Annotated in this window: 19 protein-coding genes and 1 tRNA gene; 5 read left to right on the top strand and 15 right to left on the bottom strand. The window is 64.2% G+C overall.

The features are described 5' to 3' along the window. Window positions 1-2 precede the first annotated feature (2 nt). Window positions 3-1,193, top strand: coding sequence for a CaiB/BaiF CoA transferase family protein (locus I6H87_RS08930; RefSeq protein ID WP_011616133.1), 1,191 nt, complete (start codon window positions 3-5; stop codon window positions 1,191-1,193). 38 nt (window positions 1,194-1,231) lie between these two features. Here the strand turns inward: I6H87_RS08930 and I6H87_RS08925 are convergent, their stop codons facing one another. Next, window positions 1,232-2,239 carry an AraC family transcriptional regulator gene (locus tag I6H87_RS08925; RefSeq protein ID WP_037023832.1) on the bottom strand — a complete coding sequence of 336 codons (1,008 nt, stop codon included), beginning with the start codon at window positions 2,237-2,239 and terminating at the stop codon, window positions 1,232-1,234. A gap of 345 nt (window positions 2,240-2,584) precedes the next feature. On the opposite strand from I6H87_RS08925, the gene I6H87_RS08920 reads away from it, so the two are divergent. After that, the gene (locus I6H87_RS08920) at window positions 2,585-3,934 is read left to right on the top strand and encodes a nucleobase:cation symporter-2 family protein (RefSeq protein ID WP_010812288.1); all 1,350 of its coding nucleotides are present in this window, start codon (window positions 2,585-2,587) and stop codon (window positions 3,932-3,934) included. Between the two features lie 3 nt (window positions 3,935-3,937). Next, window positions 3,938-5,344, top strand: coding sequence for an amidohydrolase family protein (locus tag I6H87_RS08915; RefSeq protein WP_010812289.1), 1,407 nt, complete (start codon window positions 3,938-3,940; stop codon window positions 5,342-5,344). A gap of 608 nt (window positions 5,345-5,952) precedes the next feature. Here the strand turns inward: I6H87_RS08915 and I6H87_RS08905 are convergent. From I6H87_RS08905 to I6H87_RS08875, 7 genes are all read right to left on the bottom strand, one after another. After that, window positions 5,953-6,375 (bottom strand): type II toxin-antitoxin system VapC family toxin, encoded by a 423-nt coding sequence (locus I6H87_RS08905; RefSeq protein WP_010812291.1) that lies wholly within the window; start codon window positions 6,373-6,375, stop codon window positions 5,953-5,955. Continuing rightward, the gene (locus tag I6H87_RS08900) at window positions 6,372-6,626 is read right to left on the bottom strand and encodes a type II toxin-antitoxin system Phd/YefM family antitoxin (protein ID WP_010812292.1); all 255 of its coding nucleotides are present in this window, start codon (window positions 6,624-6,626) and stop codon (window positions 6,372-6,374) included. Before I6H87_RS08900 ends, I6H87_RS08905 begins: the two co-directional genes overlap by 4 nt. A gap of 209 nt (window positions 6,627-6,835) precedes the next feature. Next, entirely contained in the window at window positions 6,836-7,294 is a 459-nt protein-coding gene (locus I6H87_RS08895) for a DUF2846 domain-containing protein (protein WP_010812293.1), read from the bottom strand. Continuing rightward, the gene (locus tag I6H87_RS08890; protein ID WP_010812294.1) at window positions 7,291-7,698 is read right to left on the bottom strand and encodes a hypothetical protein; all 408 of its coding nucleotides are present in this window, start codon (window positions 7,696-7,698) and stop codon (window positions 7,291-7,293) included. The genes I6H87_RS08895 and I6H87_RS08890 overlap by 4 nt, the downstream gene beginning before the upstream one ends. A gap of 264 nt (window positions 7,699-7,962) precedes the next feature. Continuing rightward, the gene (locus I6H87_RS08885; RefSeq protein WP_231881364.1) at window positions 7,963-8,919 is read right to left on the bottom strand and encodes a Bug family tripartite tricarboxylate transporter substrate binding protein; all 957 of its coding nucleotides are present in this window, start codon (window positions 8,917-8,919) and stop codon (window positions 7,963-7,965) included. Window positions 8,920-8,982: 63 nt separating this feature from the next. Beyond that, a complete protein-coding gene (locus I6H87_RS08880; protein WP_011616135.1) occupies window positions 8,983-10,404 on the bottom strand; it encodes an amidase family protein in 1,422 nt (473 codons plus the stop codon). A 106-nt stretch (window positions 10,405-10,510) separates the two neighbouring features. Further along, the gene (locus I6H87_RS08875) at window positions 10,511-11,245 is read right to left on the bottom strand and encodes a FadR/GntR family transcriptional regulator (RefSeq protein ID WP_231881365.1); all 735 of its coding nucleotides are present in this window, start codon (window positions 11,243-11,245) and stop codon (window positions 10,511-10,513) included. A gap of 290 nt (window positions 11,246-11,535) precedes the next feature. Here I6H87_RS08875 and I6H87_RS08870 point away from each other — a divergent pair, with 290 nt between their 5' ends. Beyond that, the gene (locus I6H87_RS08870; RefSeq protein ID WP_010812298.1) at window positions 11,536-11,859 is read left to right on the top strand and encodes a 2TM domain-containing protein; all 324 of its coding nucleotides are present in this window, start codon (window positions 11,536-11,538) and stop codon (window positions 11,857-11,859) included. 38 nt (window positions 11,860-11,897) lie between these two features. Here the strand turns inward: I6H87_RS08870 and I6H87_RS08865 are convergent, their stop codons facing one another. Together I6H87_RS08865 and I6H87_RS08860 are read right to left on the bottom strand one after the other, a co-directional pair. Beyond that, window positions 11,898-12,659, bottom strand: a complete 762-nt coding sequence (locus tag I6H87_RS08865; protein ID WP_010812299.1) for a LytR/AlgR family response regulator transcription factor — start codon at window positions 12,657-12,659, stop codon at window positions 11,898-11,900. Window positions 12,660-12,672: 13 nt separating this feature from the next. Then, window positions 12,673-13,515 carry a sensor histidine kinase gene (locus I6H87_RS08860; protein WP_011616136.1) on the bottom strand — a complete coding sequence of 281 codons (843 nt, stop codon included), beginning with the start codon at window positions 13,513-13,515 and terminating at the stop codon, window positions 12,673-12,675. A 389-nt stretch (window positions 13,516-13,904) separates the two neighbouring features. On the opposite strand from I6H87_RS08860, the gene I6H87_RS08855 reads away from it, so the two are divergent. After that, window positions 13,905-15,737 carry a DEAD/DEAH box helicase gene (locus I6H87_RS08855; protein WP_011616137.1) on the top strand — a complete coding sequence of 611 codons (1,833 nt, stop codon included), beginning with the start codon at window positions 13,905-13,907 and terminating at the stop codon, window positions 15,735-15,737. A 20-nt stretch (window positions 15,738-15,757) separates the two neighbouring features. On the opposite strand, the gene I6H87_RS08850 is transcribed toward I6H87_RS08855, so the two are convergent. From I6H87_RS08850 to I6H87_RS08830, 5 genes are all read right to left on the bottom strand, one after another. Beyond that, window positions 15,758-16,033, bottom strand: coding sequence for a type II toxin-antitoxin system Phd/YefM family antitoxin (locus I6H87_RS08850; RefSeq protein ID WP_010812302.1), 276 nt, complete (start codon window positions 16,031-16,033; stop codon window positions 15,758-15,760). A 25-nt stretch (window positions 16,034-16,058) separates the two neighbouring features. Further along, a tRNA-Thr gene (locus I6H87_RS08845) sits at window positions 16,059-16,134 on the bottom strand. Window positions 16,135-16,186: 52 nt separating this feature from the next. Then, window positions 16,187-16,675 carry a ClpXP protease specificity-enhancing factor gene (locus tag I6H87_RS08840; RefSeq protein WP_010812310.1) on the bottom strand — a complete coding sequence of 163 codons (489 nt, stop codon included), beginning with the start codon at window positions 16,673-16,675 and terminating at the stop codon, window positions 16,187-16,189. A gap of 57 nt (window positions 16,676-16,732) precedes the next feature. Next, a complete protein-coding gene (locus I6H87_RS08835; protein WP_010812311.1) occupies window positions 16,733-17,344 on the bottom strand; it encodes a glutathione S-transferase N-terminal domain-containing protein in 612 nt (203 codons plus the stop codon). 219 nt (window positions 17,345-17,563) lie between these two features. Continuing rightward, window positions 17,564-18,307, bottom strand: coding sequence for a cytochrome c1 (locus I6H87_RS08830; protein ID WP_010812312.1), 744 nt, complete (start codon window positions 18,305-18,307; stop codon window positions 17,564-17,566). Window positions 18,308-18,325: the final 18 nt, after the last annotated feature.

Raw genomic sequence — 18,325 nt, 5'->3', positions numbered from 1 at the left:
CCATGAAACCCAGCCTACGCCCCCTTGATGGCATCACCGTTCTGGCGCTTGAGCACGCTGTAGCGGCGCCCTTCGCCAGCCGCCAGCTCGCCGATCTCGGCGCCCGCGTCATCAAGGTGGAACGCCCGCTCGTTGGCGATTTCGCCCGCGACTATGACCATTCCGTGCACGGCCAGTCGTCGTTCTTTGTCTGGGCAAATCGCGGCAAGGAAAGCCTCACGCTGGATCTCAAGAAGCCCGAGGCCAAGGCGATCGTGCACAAGCTGCTCGCCGAAGCGGACGTGTTCATCCAGAACCTGGCGCCGGGAGCCGCCCAACGCATGGGACTGGACTTCGAGTCATTGCATGCTGACTATCCTGAGCTGATCGTCTGCGATATCTCAGGGTATGGTGACAGCGGGCCATACCGCGACAAGAAGGCCTATGACCTGTTGATCCAGGCCGCTGCGGGCCTGATCTCGGTAAGCGGTACGGAAGCTGCGCCGTCGCGCACCGGCATTTCCATCGCGGACATTGCCGCTGGCATGTACGCCTATACCGGCATCCTGTCCGCCTTGCTGCAACGCGCACGGACTGGCGCCGGCCTCCGGGTTGAAGTCACCATGCTCGAGGCGTTGAGCGAATGGATGTCATATCCCCTGAACTTTGCTCACTATGGCGGCACGCCGCCGGCACGCAACGGCGTTGCGCATCCGGGTATCGCCCCCTATGGCCAGTACCAGACCGGCGATGGGGCCAGCGTCATCTTCGGGCTGCAGAACGAACGGGAATGGCAGCGGTTCTGCTCCGAGGTGCTGGAGGACCCGGCCCTGGCGGCAGATGACCGCTTTAACTCCAATCTCCAACGCGTCGCCAATCGCGCGGCGCTGGACCAGGAGATCGCCAGTCATCTCCGCTCCATGACCGGGGAACAGCTGGTCAAACGTCTCGATCGCGGGGGCATTGCCAACTCGCCCCTGAACGACATGCATGATGTTTGGCAGCACGCGCAATTTGCCGCACGCAATCGCTGGCGGGAAGTCCAGACGCCGGGTGGCGCCATCCAGGCACTTCTGCCGCCGGCTACGCTGTCGGGCGTACCGGCTTCCATGGGGAATGTTCCGGCAGTCGGCGAGCACTCTGCTTCTGTCCTGAAGTCGCTCGGCATGAACGAGGCAGAGATCGAGGCACTGGTGGCGGCGGGCACGATCTGAGTGCTGAAGGTCCTGAGCAACAGGGGGCCGGCTCGCCGTCAGCCCCCCTGCTGCGCTGCCGCCCGCAAGGTCTGCGACGGCAGCTCGCCAAACTCGCGCCGGTACTCGCGCGAGAACAGGCTCAGGTGCGTAAAGCCGTGCCGCAGCGCAATCGCGCTGACCATCCCCTTCTGTTGCCGCGCCCGTTGCAGATCGGCGCGTGCGCCATGCAGGCGCAGCAGACGCAGGTACTCCATCGGCGTGGTGTTCTTGCTCTTGCGAAAACCCAGCTGCAAGGTGCGCGCCGATACGCCGCAATGTGCGGCGATCTGCTCCAGCGTCAGCGGCTGTTCAAGATTGGCGCGCAGGTAGGCGATGGCATTGCGCACATAGTCAGGCAGCACCGCCTCGAACCGGCGCGGCAGCATATTGCCGTCCGCGGCAAAGCGGTCGAGCAGCAGTGTCGACAGCACGATGCGCTCGATGCTGCCGTCCACCGCCGGCACGCCGCTGCCTTCGCGCCGCACCCGCGTTTCCGCGCGCAGGTAGCTCACCAGCGCCTGCCAGCGCGCGGCGCGGCCATCGTCCGCCACCGGCTGCATGTCGAATTCAATCGGCACCGGCGGCTCGAAGCTGAACTGCTGGCGGAACGCCTCGTCGATCAGCTGCCGGCGGATCACCACGCTGAAGCGCTCGCAGCCCGGATCCAGCGACAACGTGGCCGGCACGGTGGGCGAGAACACAAAGGTCGCCCCCGGCGGCATCAGCATCGCACCGCGCGGGGTCTCCACGCGGCACGTACCCGCCAGCACGGTCTGGATCACGAACTCATCCTTGTTCGGCTGCGGCTCGATCTGCACTGCCTGGTTGTAGGCAATGGTGACCAGCGTCAGCCGGCCGATGGTGCTGGTGTCGATACGGGCATCGAGCGCCGCATCGGCCTCCGTCGCGCGCAGCCGCGTGGGACCGAACACGCGGCCGGACAGAGACTGGATGCGGTCGAGGTCACCGCCGCGGCTGACTGGCGAGCGGGAGGCAGCAGCAGACCATCCTGCGGTGGGTGACATGGCGTTGGGAAAATGGTGGAAAGCGCCGGGAATACGTCTTCGCTTCCGGCGCATTCGGATAGCAATGAAGAAGCGCATCCATCCTATGACCACCCCCGCCCTCACGCAACCCAAGGGAAACCCCTGATGCCCCGGGCGCGCATTTTGCAAGCGCGATTGCGGCCCGGTGCCAGGGCCTTCGCAATAGCGCTATGACGGCATGCCGTGCATCACTACTGTGCAAGGCATGCGTCGGCCATGCGCCGCGCATGGCACCGTGACGGACCGAGCCCGGCAACCAACAGACCGGGCCAGCCGCCGCCGGCATGGCGCACTTTCCCCCAGCACGCGGCAGGAGACAACATCATGCAAGCAGCGGTTCACCCCGTCGACCAGGTCCTGCCGGCACGCGCCATGGCGACGCTCGGCTTCCAGCACATGCTGGTCAGTTATCTCGGTGCCATCGCCGTGCCGATGATCGTGGCCGGCGCACTCAAGATGACGCCGGCGCAGACCACCATGCTGATCAGCACCGCGCTGTTCACCTCCGGCATCGCCACCCTGCTGCAGACCGTCGGCTTCTGGAAGTTCGGCGTGCGCCTGCCGCTGATGCAGGGCGTTGCATTCAGTTCAGTGGGCCCCGTCATCGCCATTGGCGCCGATCCGTCGCTGGGCTTCAACGGCGTCTGCGGCGCCATCATCGCCGCGGGCGTAATCGCGATGTTCCTTGCGCCGATCATTGGCAAGCTCAAGCGCTTCTTCCCGCCGGTGGTTAGCGGTTGCACCATCACCGCGGTGGGCCTGTCGCTGTTCCCGGTTTCGTTTCACTGGTTTGGAGGCGGAAGGGGGGCGTCGGATTTCGGCGCCCCCATTTTTTTCATCGTTGCCTTCGGCGTGGTGGCGCTGATCCTGTTCATCAACCGGCACGGCGGCGAGCTGATCCGCAACCTGTCCGTCGTGATCGGCCTGCTGGTCGGCGGCGCGGTGGCGTGGATGCTGGGCATGGGCAGCTTCGACGAAGTCGCGCGCGCACCGTGGTTCACCATGGTGACGCCGTTTGCCTTCGGCATGCCCACCTTCAACGTGGGCGCCATCACCACCATGGTGATCGTGATGGTGGTGCAGATGGTGGAATCGATGGGCCTGTTCATCGCCGTCGGCGATATCGTCAAGCGCCCCCTGACCGAGCGCGATGCCACCCGCGGCCTGCGTGCCAACGGCCTGGCCAGCGCCATCGGCGGCATGTTCGCGGCGTTCCCGTATATCGCCTTCATGGAGAACGTGGGCCTGGTCATCGTCACCGGGGTGCGCAGCCGCTGGGTAGTGGCCACCTGCGGCGCGATGCTGTGCGCCGTAGCGCTGGTGCCCAAGATCGGCGCCCTGTTTGCCTCGATCCCGGCCGCGGCGCTGGGCGGTGCAACCATGGTCATGTTCGGCGTAGTCGTGGCCGCCGGCATCAAGACGCTGGGAGAGGTCGAATACGACCGCAATCCCAACAACCTCTCCATCGTCTCCATCACGCTCGGCTGCGCGATGATGCCCGTGATGCTGCCCGGCATGCTGGAGAAGCTGCCCGGCTTCCTGCAGCCCTTTGTCCACAGCAGCGTGATCATCGCCTGCGTGGTCTCTGTGCTGCTCAACCTGATTCTCAACGGCGTGCCCGCCCGTGAAGCCGACGAGCTGCCCGCCAGTGCCGACAACGTCCAAGGGGTCTGAAACATGGTGCAGAACACCAACGCCACCAGCGCCGCGCCCGCCGGCGGCCTTCTGATCCGCAACGCCGCCGCCGTGATGACCGGCCGCACCGGCAATGCCGCGCGAGCGGGCGCCGCCGACATCCGCATCCGCGACGGCCGCATCGCCGAGATCGGTGCAGGCCTGCTGCGCCAGGGCGACGAAACTGTGCTGGACGCCACCGGTTGCGTGGTCTACCCGGGCTGGGTCAACACCCACCACCACCTGTTCCAGAACCTGCTCAAGGCCGTGCCCAGCGGCATGAACGTGGGGCTGGAACAATGGCTGGCCTCCGTCGCCTACCCGCGCCTGGCGCGCTTCACGCCGGAGATCTTTCGTACCGCCGTGCGACTGGGCATGGCCGAACTGCTGCTGTCCGGCACCACCACCTGCGCCGATCACCACTACCTGTATCACCACGGCAATGGGGCGGAGACCGGGGACGTGCTGTTCGAGGTAGCGGAAGAGCTTGGCATGCGCCTGGTGCTGTGCCGCGGCGGCGCCATCCAGTCAGCCTCCGATCATCCGGGTATGCGCGCCACCGCGCTGGTGCCCGAGACGCTGGACGAGATGCTGGCCGATATCGAGCGACTGAAGGCGCGCTATCACGACGCTTCGGCCGATGGCCTGCGCCGCGTAGTGGTCGCACCAACGACGCCAACCTTTTCGCTGCCCCCCGCACTGCTGCGCGAGCTGGCCGCCTTCGGGCGCGGCATGGACCTGCGGCTGCATTCGCACCTGTCGGAGACCGACAACTACGTGAAGTTCTGCCGCGAGAAGTACCAGTGCACGCCGGTGCAGTTCGTGGCCGACCACGACTGGCTGGGGCCGGACGTCTGGTTCGCGCACCTGGTCACCGTGAATCCCGAAGAGATCCGAATGCTCGCCGTAACCAACACCGGCATGGCGCACTGCCCCGTCAGCAATGCGCGGCTCGGCAGCGGCATTGCGCCAGTGCGCGCGATGGCCGATGCGGGCGTGCCGATTTCACTGGGCGTGGATGGAGTGGCGTCCAATGAATCGGGCAGCATGGTGCATGAGGCCAATTTCGCGTGGCTGGTGCACCGGGCGCTGGGCGGGGCCGCGCAAACCCGCGTGGAGGAAGTCATCCACTGGGGTACCGCAGGCGGTGCGCAGGTGCTGGGGCTGCCGGGTATCGGCACGCTCGCGCCAGGGCAGTCTGCCGACCTGGCGATCTATGACGTCAGCGGGCTGCGGTTCCATGGCTTCCATGACATCGGCACTGCGCCTGTGGCGGCTGGCGAGCCTACGCCGGTGCGGGATGTGCTGGTGCGCGGGCGGCACGTGGTGCGTGATGGCGCGATCGTGGGGCTGGATCTGGAGAAGCTGCGCCGGGAGGCGCGGGAGGCATTGGCGACGCTGGTGGATTGAGGCGAGTGGTTTAGGCGTTTGGCTATTTGCTGGCGGGCGTGGCTCGGGCAGGATGCGGCGTCCGTGTAGGAATGCGAAGTGTCTTATCGAGTTGTTGGCTCTGACGCGTGAGACTGACACGGTCATCGCACACAACGGTGACCGGGTGTGGAAACCCGAATGTCAGCAGCCGGACGGTCGTCCCTGACGACCGTTCTTGCCTATACGGGCAAGCCATCTATGGCGGGCCGGATGAGGCAGCCGCAAGGCTGACCGGCAATGGCTGTGGCACCGGTTTCCACCCTCGTCGTCAGGCCCGCCGCCCTTCCCTAACGTCGTGCGGCGGACCTTCACTCAACGATAGGAGGTCCTAGTCGGAAATCGATCTATCCACGGCGCGGTACAGCCTTCAGTCAGTCTCGGCTGGTATGGATGGTGTGCTTACCCTGCTGGAACAGCAGAGTGTGCAATTCGAGGGCTGCTTTAGTGCATTTTGCTTGTTGGGGCTGGTGAAGGCGCAGCTGGAGAGTGTGTTGGCGGATGAGCTGCCTGCGTCTTAACGGGGATGGCTTCCCGGCTTGATGACTGTGATGTCGGGAAGCTCCTTGGGAAAAGACGGCGGCTCACGATCAGGCGTCCCAAGGGTTCAGGACGCTCACGCCAGTTGCCATGAAGTCGGCGACATTTTGTGTAACGACGGTCATTCCATGCACGATTGCTGTTGCGGCAATCAACGCATCCCGCTCCGATTGCCGGTCTGGTACGTGCAGCCGAGCGCAACGCAGGGCCACGGCGGTATCAATGGGCAAAACGCGGCCTGCGAATTCGGGCAATACATGGTGGTCCAGCCACGCCCGCAGCAGCGCACCTTGGCGGGCATCCCGCCGCTCGATTTGCAAGACACCGGTTTCCAGTTCCATGATGGTGACCGCCGACACAAAGAGCCAAGCTGCATCAACGCTGGCAGACCACGCTGCAACGTTTGCATCAGCCTTACCGGCTCGGACCTTGCGCAGTTCGGAAACGACATTGGTATCGAGCACGAACATCATGTGAGATCAGCGGGCCGGAATTTGATGTTGGCACGTGGCGGATTGAACTCGATGTCCTCAATGCCGGGCATCGCGAGTGCATCTGCAATATTGCGACGCTGCTGGGTGAGCCTCTGATATTCCTCGAAGCTCAACAGCACATGCGCCGGTTTGCCGCGGTCCGTGATGAAGACCGGACCGTCCTTCGTCGCCTTCTTGGCTTTTGTCACGTCCTGATTGAGTTCTCGGCTCGATAGGGTTGTGATCGTCATGATGACCCTCCTAGCAACTTCAATGTAGTTACGTTACTACAATAAAAAGGGTGGCGCAACCCTGCTTTGCCAACATCACGAGGAGGTGCCCCGCCTACGTTGATAGGCCCGCGCTGAGCCGCAAGCCATGCGGAATTCCGATGCGTCAATTGACGACGCACCGGCGTCGTCAACGCGACTCAGCCTGCAACGCGGCTGAATCAATCCGCTTACTTCGCCGCAGTCTTCACCTGGTCCCCCGTGTAGCTCAGCGACGCCAGCTCTTCCTTCGCCTTCTCCGGCGTTTCCAGCTCCAGCACCACGCGGCCCACCATCAGCCCCAGCGACGGCGAGCTGCGCACGTACTTGGTCTCGCCGGCATCCAGCACGAAGCTGAGTGTCTTCTCGGTTTCGGTCGAGGCCGCCGCGACATACTTGCCAGCCGTGCGGTCCACGAAGAAGAAACCGCCGGGCTTGGATTCGCCAACGACCTGGCTATTCAGGCGGATATCCGGCTGGATGGCCGCCCCGAACATCGACGCCGAACGCAGGAAATAAATCCGACCCTCGCCCGGCTTCAGCGTGGGCATCGATGCCGCCATCTCGGCGTGCTTCACGCCCGAAGCGCATCCCGCCAGCAGCGATGACACCGCCAGTCCGGCGATCAGCATGCGCGCAACCCGTTTCATTCCGATTCTCCCAAGTTCAAAGGTACTGCTGTCGTTAGCGGGGAGTAGTTCTGCTCCCCAGGCAGATAGAAGCCCACCAGCGTCTTGTTGCGGACGACCAGGTAGGCCTCGTGAACATGGCGGCCCTCGATTGTGAGAATGGTGCCGATGGGGCGGTAGACATCGCCTTGCGGGAGGCGCCCGACCTGCGACCAGGTCGACCTGGCAGCGAGGTCTCGGGAATAGCCGGTGTCGAGCTTGACCTGCGCCGGCGCCAGAAGCTGGACGCGCTTGGCCGTGGCGGCTGGCTGCATGAGCTCCACCGTTGCCGGGGTGGTCGCGATCATCGGGGCGCAGGCGGAGAGTGCCAGGCCAAAGCCTGTGGCGAGCCACAGGCGGCGGGCGCGGAAAGAGAAGGAGGTCATGGCTGGATACGCTCGGGTGTATGGCTCGCAGCCTGAGCGGCTGCGAGCCACAGCAATTGCGCCAGTCGGCACGATGCGGCGCCATTGGCACTTTCCCTTGGCGCCGCCCAGGTTGTCTTCTGAGGCCAATTACGACACTGGGACAGACATGCTTAATACAAAGCGGCACCCTACAGGAGGAGGGTGCCGCGGGAATTCTCCAGCAAGCTGACACAAATGGAAATCGTCTCCAGCCGAGTTTGGGGTGCGGCTACGAAATTCCTCTCAATCCCCCTTGAAACCCGACGCCTTGATCACCGGCGTCCACCGTGCCGAAAGCGCGCTCGCATACCTGGCAACCTCATCAGCAGTGCCGCCCGGCAAGATGTCATAGCCAGCGCGCGCGAGCTTTTCGCGCACATCCGGCATGGCCAGCACCTTGCGCACGGCCTGATACCACTGCGTGGTCACGTCGGGCGGCGTGTTGGCGCGGACATAAAGCAGGTAGCGCGACGAGGTCACCAGGTTGGGGAAACCAGACTCCGCAAACGTAGGCACATCCGGCAAGGCATCAGCGCGCTTTTCCCCTGCCACGGCCAGCACGCGGAGCTTGCCGCCGCGATGCAGTTCGGTGAAGCTCGTGATGGCGTCCATGCCCGCCGCGACCTGGTTACCCATTATTTCCGTCACCATCGCCGCGCCACCGCGATACGGTACCAGCGTACTGCCGGTGCGCGACTGGCTGACGAACTCCACGGCAAGGAAATGCAGCAGCGAGCCAACCGTGCTGATGCCGATCGAATAGTCAGCCGGCTTGGCCCTGGCGGCCTTGACGAAGTCGGCCAGTGTCTTGATGGGTGAGCTGGCGCTGACTGCAATACCGAACTGGACGCCCGTCACATCGGTGATCGCCGTGAAGTCGGTGGCGGGGTTGAAGCGCATATTGCTGTAGATCAGCGGCCCGATGAACATCGGATCGACAGGTGCCAGCAGCACGGTGGTGCCGTCGGCCGGGGCGTTCTTCAGCATTTCGGCCGCCACGCGCGTCCCGGCACCGGGGCGGTTGTCGACGATGACGGTACGGCCCATGGCATCTTTCAGCTTCTCGGACAGCAGGCGGCCCATGTAGTCGGCCGGCCCTCCCGGCGGAAACGGCACGATGATGCGCGATACGGACTGCCCCCATACGGCCCTGGAGAGCAGGCCACCGGTACACAGAGCGGCGGCGGTGCCGGCCAGCATGGCGCGGCGCGACAGCCGTGGGGCGTAAGCAGGTTTGCGTTCGTTCATGGGAAGCTCCTGGGTCTAGATGCCGGTTTGCAGGTCGCTATAAGGGGTAAAACGCGCCGCGTCCTCAATGGCCTGGCCGGCTCGCAGCAACAGGTCTTCGCGGAAGCGCCATGCCATCAGCTGCACGCCGACCGGCACGCCGCCGGCCATGCCAGTCGGCACGGACAGCCCCGGCATGCCGAGCATCGCTGTTGCCAGCATGGGGCTCTGTGCGTCCAGCAAGGCCCGGTTCTCTTCGGGCGTGCGGGTATCCGCGTCTTGCACGCTCGGGCGCTGCCACGACACCGGCATCAGCACCAGCGGATACGTTTGCATGAACAGCGACCAGTTGCGTGCGATCGCCTGGCGTCGCGCCAGGGCATCGAGAAAGCCATCGCGGTCGGTCTCCTGCATCCCGTCCAGCATGTTGCGCTGGCTTTGCCGCATGGCGTCGTCGCCATGCTGGTCAACGCCTGCGATGATGTTGCGGCGGCTGTCGTCGACCGTCAGCGTGCGCCACAGCGCTGCCGCTTCCATGAAGTCAGGCAGCCTGGCTTCTTCGACGGCGTAGCCCGCTTGCTGCAGCCATTGCCCGGCACTGTCCAGCGCCGCGCTGACCGCGGGATCGACGGGAACGCCCGGACACCGCCGGAACAGCGCCACGCGTATCGGTCCCGGCGGCAGCGGCAGTTCCAGCGGCACCGGCACCCATGCCGGGTCGCGCCCGTCATAGCGGGCCATGGCGTGGTAGCCGAGCCGCAGGTCGGCAATGCTGCGCGCAAGCGGCCCCTGCACGGACATGAGTTGTGGCGTGATGCTGCGCTCGGCAGTGGCCGACGGGTTGTACGCGGGCACCCGCCCGGTCGTCGGCCGCAAGCCGACGACACCGCAGGCATAGGCCGGATAGCGAATGGAGCCGCCGATGTCATTGCCATGCGCCAGCGCCCCCATGCCGGAAGCGACCGCGGACGCGGCACCGCCGCTGGAGCCGCCGGGGGTGATATCCGCATCCCACGGGTTCAGCGTGCGCCCGTGCAGGCCGTTGTCGGTAAACCAGCGCGAGGAATAGGTAGCCGTATTGCTGCGCCCGACGATGATGGCCCCGGCACTACGCAGGTTCGCAACCACGGGGGCATCCTCACGCGCAATGTTGTGCTTCAGCGGGATCACGCCGTTGGTGGTGGCATGGCCGGCCTGGTCGACATTGATCTTGATCGTGACCGGCACGCCATGGAGCGGCCCCAGCTCTGCGCCCTCAGCGACCTGGCGGTCCGCGGCATCCGCGCTGGCCAGCGCCTCTTCTGCCAGCACCTCCGGCAACGCATTCAGGCGAGGGTTAAGGGCATCGATGCGGGCCAGCACGCTGGCCGTGACCTCGCGGCAGGAAATCTCGCGCCGCCGCACGGCATCGGCAATATCGACAGCGCTCCAGCGCCAAAGCAATTCAGCAGGTTTCACGTCAAGGCTCCCAGGATTCAGGCAATAGGAATCCCACCCGCCGTGTCGGATGCGACGATGGCGGTTGGGTGTGCAGAAAAAAGGGGGACGCTAGCGCGTCAGGGGATCAGTCGACCGGGCTCATCAGCAAGCTCCCGCGGTCCACGCGGGATTCGGCTTCCAGGGCCAGGGATTCGGCATGCTCCATGTGCTCCTGCATCAGGGCACGCGCACGCTCCGGGTCACGCGACCGGAAGGCTTCAATCAGCGCGTTGTGGCTGTGGAAGATCTCTTCATCAAAGTCGTCGAAATCATCCTGAGCATTCCGGACCACGATGACGCGGCGGATGATGTCGTTGAGCAGGCGGCAGAACAACGCCAGCATCGGGCTGCTGCAGGCATCGGCCAGGCGGTCGTGGAACAGCAGGTCGGCCTCGCGCCGCTCGTTCCAGTCCGTGCTGCCGCCATGTTCCGGGTGGCTCAGCCCGATCAGCGCTTCGAGATCGGCGATGTCGGCATCGGTCAGGCGCAAGGCGGCGTTGGCGGCCAGCTCCGGCTCAACCGCGCGGCGCAGGGCGTACAGCGTGACGATGTCGACCGACTGGAAGTACAGGAAGTTGGACACTGCCTCCAGGCATCGCTCATAAGGCGGCTGCGTCAGCGTGGCACCGCCGTTTGGCCCCGTGCTGACCTTGACCAGCCCCTGCGCCTGCAGCGAGGCAAGCGCCTCACGCACCGTCCCGCGTGCGACGCCCATCTGTTCGATCAACGCTGCTTCCTGTGGCAGCTTGTCTCCGACCTTCTGGTGCGTCTGCACGATCCAGCGCTTGATATCGTTGACCACCTGGTCCGAACGCTTCACGCGTTTGCTGCCCTCTATCTGCGGGGTCGGCTTGGAATCCATCGCTTCGTATTTATGATCATAATTACTATGATTATGGTGAAGGACTGGGCTTTTCCTATGCGGGTATTCCCGGCGAGACGGGTCAAGAGCTGCAACAAGTCGGGGGGAGGGTCGGACCCGCCGACATTCGCGCGATCCGCGCGCCCACCGGCGAACGAAATCCGTCGATTCGGCCCTTGGGCCTGGAGCGGCGCTTTGCGATGGCCTATACCTGACGCAAGCCAACCATCTTGATCACGAGGTATCCCATGCACCACGCCTTCCCGCCCAACGACGACCCCAACGCCATGGCCTACTGGCGCGCGCGCCGCATGGTGCACGCCCTGCGCGGCTGGTACATCCACCTGCTGGTCTACGCTGTCGTCAACGGCTGGCTGTGGTTCCGCTTCTTCTACTTTCCGTCGCCGCGGTGGTCGCATTACGCCGCCACCGGCTGGCCATGGCCGCTGACCACCACCCTGGCCTGGGGCCTGGCGCTGACCGTGCATGGGTTGCTGGTATGGATGCGGCTGTCGCGCCGCGGGCGTGACTGGGAACAGCGCAAGATCCAGGAATTCATGGATCGCAAGTGAATCCCTCAGCCGGCGGCGCAGTGGCGACGCCGACCGCCTTACATCTGCCGGAAGCGGTGCATGTAGGCGCGCGATACCGGCAGTTCGGCTTCGCTGTCACGCATCCGGACAAAGAGCCGCCCTGCCTCATCGCGGCGCGTTCCGGCCACGTATTCCATGTTGACGATGGACGAGCGGTGGATCTGCCAGAACACCTCGGGATCGAGGCCGGCGATCAACTCCGCCAGCGGCGTGCGGATCAGGTGCTCGCCATCGCGGGTATGCACGACCACGTACTTGTCGTCGCTCTGGAAGTACATCACTTCCTGGATCGGCACGTGGCTGGTGGTATTGCCACGGCTGGCGCGTACCCAGCGCAACTGGCCGCCGCTTTCCGCGCGCGGCTGGGCGCGTGTGAGCTGGCTGAGTAGCTGTGCCAGTTCCGGCAAAGGCGCCGCTTCCTGCAACGCCTTGCGCAGCCGCTCGATGGTGCGGCCGAGCCGTTCCTCGCTGACCGGCTTGACCAGGTAATCGACGGCCGCGCGCTCGAACGCATCGAGCGCGAATTCATCATAGGCCGTAACGAACACCAGCCGCGTATCGGTTTCAATCCCTTGCGCCACCTCCAGGCCGGACAGGCCGGGCATCTTGATGTCGAGGAAGGCTACGCTCGGCGACAACCGTGCGATGGCGTCGGCGGCTTCGATGCCGTTGGTCGCCTCGGCAACGATCTGCAGTTCTGGCCAATGGCGTTGCAGCTTGCTGCGCAGATATGCGCGCAGGTGCTCTTCGTCGTCGGCAATCAGGGCAGTGGGCGTCATGGGCGTCTCCGTTTCAGGATGCACGCGGCAGCGGGATTTCGATCAGCACGGCAGTGCCGGGCGAGCGTTCTTCAATCCGAACGTGGGCGTCACCGTCATACAGCACGGCCAGCCGTTCACGCAGGTTAGAAAGCCCGACGCCAGCGCCGGCCGAGGGACGAAAGCCCATGCCATCGTCCTCGATGGTCGCCAGCATGCGCGGGCCGCGCCGCTCCAGCCGGACCAGCAGCCGCCCGCCTTCGATCTTGGGCTCCAGCCCATGCTTGATCGCATTCTCGACCACGGGCTGCAGCAGCATCGGCGCCAGCGGCATCGATTCGAGTTCGGGGTCGACATCGACCGAGTAATGCAGCCGGTCCCCCATGCGGATCCGGATCAGCGCCAGATAGTCACGCAGCAGCTTCGCCTCCTGCGCCACTGTGCCTTGCGTGGCGCGGCTGGCTGCAAGCGATGCGCGCAGGTACGCGATGAAATGCTCCAGCATCAGCGTGGCCTTCTGCGGCGCGGGCTCGATCAGGCTGACCACGTTGGCCAGGGTGTTGAACAGGAAGTGCGGTTCGATCTGGGCCTGCAGCAGGCGCATGCGGGCTTCGACCAGCTGCTTCTCCGTCGACAGCGTGCGCACCTGTTCCTGCGCCATGTATTGCGCGATCTTGCGCTCTTCCCACTGCCGCCCGAGCAGGCCGACGCGACTCCACGTCATCACGCCGTGTATCGCCAGCCCGATACCCCAGCCCACGAGCGGCCCACCAGACCACGGCCGATGCGGCGATCCCACCAGATGGAAGCCGATCAGCAATGCATTGACCGCCACGTAGACCATGGCGTGCATATAGAAGAAACGCAGCGCGCGCACGCGGCGGCGGGCGTCTTCAAAGGCGCGCTGCTCGGGGGCGGATCGCCAGATGCGGGAGTCTGGGGGGTGCACGTGCGGGTGGCTGGGGGCGGAGATAGCGGGAGGTTACCACTGCGATCCGGGCTCTGATATGGGGGTGGCGGGAATCGACGGATCGGCGGCGCGTATCGCCGGAAAGCAGGCGCAGACTGCTTGGCAGTCCCCCGGAGCCGCCGGCTCGCCAGTGTCGCCAACCGGCAAATCACCAAAACTACCGAAATAGCCACCGTTACCGTTTTGTGCCTACAATTGCCGCATAACAAACCTGCCTGACCGCCGTCGCACCGGGTCCGCGACACCTACCGTGGTCAGCGCAGCTCCTGAACGGGCAATAAGAAGAGCAACAACGCATGGCCACGCTGATTCCCGCGCTGGGTTCGGTCACTTCGCGCATGACCAGTGGAGAGAGACGCTTCGCCGAGCGTCTGGAGACAAAGCTGGAGGACGACTACCTGTGCTGGTATGACGTCGCCATCGGAGAGAAAACCAGGCATCCGGATTTCATCGTCTTCCATCCCAGCCGGGGTCTGCTGGTGTTGGAGGTGAAAGACTGGAGGCTGGATACCATCCGGGAAATCGACCAGCGCGATGTCACGCTGCTGACGGATCGCGGGCTGGTGCGGGAGATGAATCCCCTCGAGCAAGCCCGCCAGTACATGTTCTATGTCACCAACCTGCTGCAGCGCGATCCGCAGTTGGTCTGGCCTGGCGGCTCGCTGAAAGGCAAACCCTTCTTTCCCTACGGCTGCGGCGTCGTCCTGTCCAACATCACGCGTGCCCAGTTCGACAAGACCAACCTCGGCGACGTCCTGCCGCCGCACCTGGTGATCTGCCAGGACGAGATGTACGAGTCGGTCGACGCGGAACACTTCCAGCAGCGCCTGTGGGAGATGTTCCCGGTCAAGTTCACCTTCAAGCTTTCCTTGCCGCAGATCGAGCGGATTCGCTGGCACCTGTTCCCGCAGATCCGCATGCCGGAGCAACGCGCGCTCTTCCCGGAGGAAGCCGCGGAGCCGCTGGATATGCCTGACATCCTTCGCGTCATGGATCTCCAGCAGGAGCAGCTGGCACGCAGCCTTGGCGAAGGCCACCGGGTCATTCATGGCGTCGCCGGCTCTGGCAAGACGATGATCCTCGGCTACCGGGCTGAGCATCTGGCAAAGATCGTCACACGGCCAGTGCTCGTGCTTTGCTACAACAAGACCCTCGCCGCCAAGCTGGCGGCGACGATGATCGAGAAAGGCATCGAAGAAAAGGTCCACGTCTATAACTTCCACGCGTGGTGCTCGCGGCAGTTGGAGACTTACAACATTGACCGCCCCAAGGGCCGCCCCAGTGATGCGCTGTTTGAGGAAATGGTGAATCGGGTCATCCAGGGCGTGGACCGGAAAGCGATCCCGGCCGGCCAGTATGACGCCGTGCTGATCGATGAGGGGCATGACTTCCGGCCGGAGTGGTTCAAGCTGGTCGTGCAGATGGTGAATCCGGAGAGCAATTCCCTGTTGGTGCTCTACGACGATGCGCAGTCCATTTATGGCGGCGCCAGGAAACGCGGGATGACCTTTGCCAGCGTGGGCATCCAGGCCCGAGGCCGTACGACCATCCTCAAGCTGAACTACCGCAATACGCAGGAGATACTGGCTGTCGCGCGCAGCTTTGCGGATGAGTTGCTGCGGCCGACCGAGGCAACCGAAGACGAAGCGCCTACCGTGCAACCTGTCGGTGCCGGGCGCCGCGGCAACAAACCGCTGCTGATCGAATTGCCAAACGTAGAGGCGGAAGCTGAGCGCATTGCGCAGATCCTGACTGACGAGAACCGGGCTGGTACGCCCTGGTCAGAAATGGCGGTGCTCTATCGCCATTGGGACACGGTCGGACACGTCACCAGCGCGCTGACGCGCAAGGGCATTCCGTTCGAATGTCCCCAAATCACCAAGCGATTTACGCCCGGCGCGGACAGCGTCAAGGTAATCACGATGCATAGCAGCAAGGGGCTTGAGTTTCCGCTGGTGTGCATTCCGGCCACGGGGATGCCGCATAAGCACGATGAGGCGGATGAAGACGAAGCGCGGCTGATGTATGTGGCGATGACGCGGGCTACGCGGCAGTTGGTGATGACGTTTGGGGATGGGTCGCGGTTTGCTGGAAAGCTGAGTGCTGCGCTGGGTGCAGTAAGGGAATAAGGCACGCTTATCCAGCACGATCACCGCTCGGCCTCCCCCTCAACGTCCACTGGCTCCGTCGGCGCGTCGTAGCGCACCACGGTGCCGCGTAATACCTGAAGGGGGTCGCGCTCCAGCCCGCGATAGGGACGCACTTCAAGTGTGGGCTTGCCGTGGTCCGTGACAATGACCGGCTCGCCCGAGGCTTCGATCTGGCGGAAATACTCGAGGGCGCGCGCCTTGAACTCGGTCTTGGAAATCAGCTCGGCATTGAGCGGCTGTGCGCCCTTGCCACAAAAACAAAACGGGCTACGCAATCTTGCGTAGCCCGTTTTCAAATTCTGGTGCCGGCTGCAGGACTCGAACCCGCCACCTGATGATTACAAATCAACTGCTCTACCTGATGAGCTAAGCCGGCATGTCTGGTGCAGACCGCGATTCTACTGCATTGCGGTCCGCTTTGGGATGGCTTACTTCACCACTTTCAGTGCGGGCTTCTTGCTGCCGATGCGGGGCACCGGGGGTGGCGTGTCGTCGTCGCCGGGGCCGGAGTCGGTGGTAGTTGCCGAGGTCTCGGCTTCCACCGGGGCCAGCTTGGGCGGCGGGTTGTTTTCGCGCTCGGTGGCGGCCTGGGTTTCCGGCAGGCTGCGTTCGACCGGGAAGGCCATGCCCTGCCCGTTCTCACGGGCGTAGATGGCCAGCACGTTCTCGACAGGGACGTCGATCTTGCGCGAGACGCCGCCAAAGCGTGCGCTGAAGGTGATCCACTCGTTGCCCATGTCCAGGCCGCTGGTGGCGTCGAAGCTGACGTTGAGCACGATCTCGTTGTTCTTGACGAACTCGCGCGGCACGCTGGTGTTGGCGTCGACGAAGACGGCGATGTACGGCGTGAAGCCGTTGTCCGTGCACCATTCATAGATGGCGCGAATCAGGTAGGGCTTGGTGGAGGTTTCAGGCATTGTGCTTCCAATGGCGCCGTAGTGGCCCGAGGGCGGATGCCTTCGGGCCGGTGCCGGTTAGCGGCGCATCACCTTTTCGGACGGGGTGAGCGCTTCGATGTACGCGGGACGGCTGAAAATGCGTTCAGCATACTTCAGCAGCGGCGCGGCGTTCTTCGACAGCTCAATGCCGTAGTGGTCCAGGCGCCACAGCAGCGGCGCGATGGCGACGTCGAGCATCGAGAACTCTTCGCCCAGCATGTACTTGTTTTTGACGAAGATCGGCGCGAGCTGCGTCAGGCGGTCGCGGATCGCAGCGCGGGCGCGTTCGTGGTTCTTCTCCGCGGCCTTGCCCTTTTCGTTCTCCAGCGTGTAGACGTGGGTGAACAGTTCCTTTTCGAAGTTGAACAGGAACAGGCGGGCGCGGGCACGCTGCACCGGATCGGCCGGCATCAGCTGCGGGTGCGGGAAGCGCTCGTCGATGTATTCGTTGATGATGTTCGACTCATACAGGATGAGGTCGCGCTCGACCAGGATGGGCACCTGGCCGTACGGGTTCATCACCGAAATATCTTCGGGCTTGTTGAACAGGTCGACGTCGCGGATTTCAAAATCCATGCCCTTTTCAAACAGGACAAGGCGGCAACGTTGGGAAAACGGGCAAGTCGTACCCGAATACAACACCATCATGGTTGGATTCCTTGGGCTTAGCCGAAGCAGGGTCGGACAGTAAGGTCTGCCATTCTGCCAAAGTCGACCACCAGAAAGCAAATTAGTGGCAAATGACGCACTTTATTGGCCCGCTTCGGCAGGTTTTCCAAGAGAAAAGGCCAGGGGCGGTGCTGCTTTCGCAGCGGCCACCCCTGGCCTTTGCCTTGTCCGGGCCCGGATTCGGGCCCTGGCATGCCTTTACTTCACGTCCTTCCAGTACGCGGCGTTGAGGCGCCAGGCAAAGACAGTGAACACGCCCAGGAACAGCAGCACCCAGACGCCCAGGCGCTTGCGGTGGTTCTGCGCCGGCTCGGCCATCCAGTCCAGGAAGCTGACCAGGTCAGCGGCGGCCTGGTCGTACTCGACCTTGCTCAGCTTGCCCGGGCTCAGTTGCTCGAAGCCGGCAAACTTGTGCACCTTCTCGCCGTGCTCTTCCACTTCCGTGAACTTGGCGGCGCGCTGGCCCTGCAGTTCCCACAGCACGTGCGGCATGCCGACGCTCGGGAACACCAGGTTGTTCCAGCCGGTGGCGCGGCTGTCGTCACGGTAGAACGTGCGCAGGTAGGTGTAGAGCCAGTCGTCACCGCGGGCGCGGGCGATCACCGACAGGTCCGGCGGCTGCGCACCGAAGAAGGCCTTGGCCTCCTTCGGTTGCATGGCGATGGTCATGGTCTCGCCAACCTTGTCCGCGCTGAACAGCAGGTTCTCGCGGATCTGGTCGTCGGTCAGGCCGATGTCCTTGAGCCGGTTGTAACGCATCATCGATGCGCCGTGGCAGTTCAGGCAGTAGTTGACGAACAGCTTGGCGCCGCGCTGCAGCGACGACAGGTCAGCGGTGTTCACCGGTGCCGGCTCAAGGGGGAAGCCCCCTTCGGATGCCATGGCAGGCGCGCCGGCAAAGCAGGCGCCGGCCAGCGCGAGGATCGAAAGCAGCTTTTTCATCTTGTGTCCTTGTGCTCT

Origin of the sequence: Cupriavidus necator (assembly GCF_016127575.1) — a bacterium.
Taxonomy (GTDB): Bacteria; Pseudomonadota; Gammaproteobacteria; order Burkholderiales; family Burkholderiaceae; genus Cupriavidus; species Cupriavidus necator_D.
This window is presented reverse-complemented; position numbering and strand designations above follow the sequence as displayed.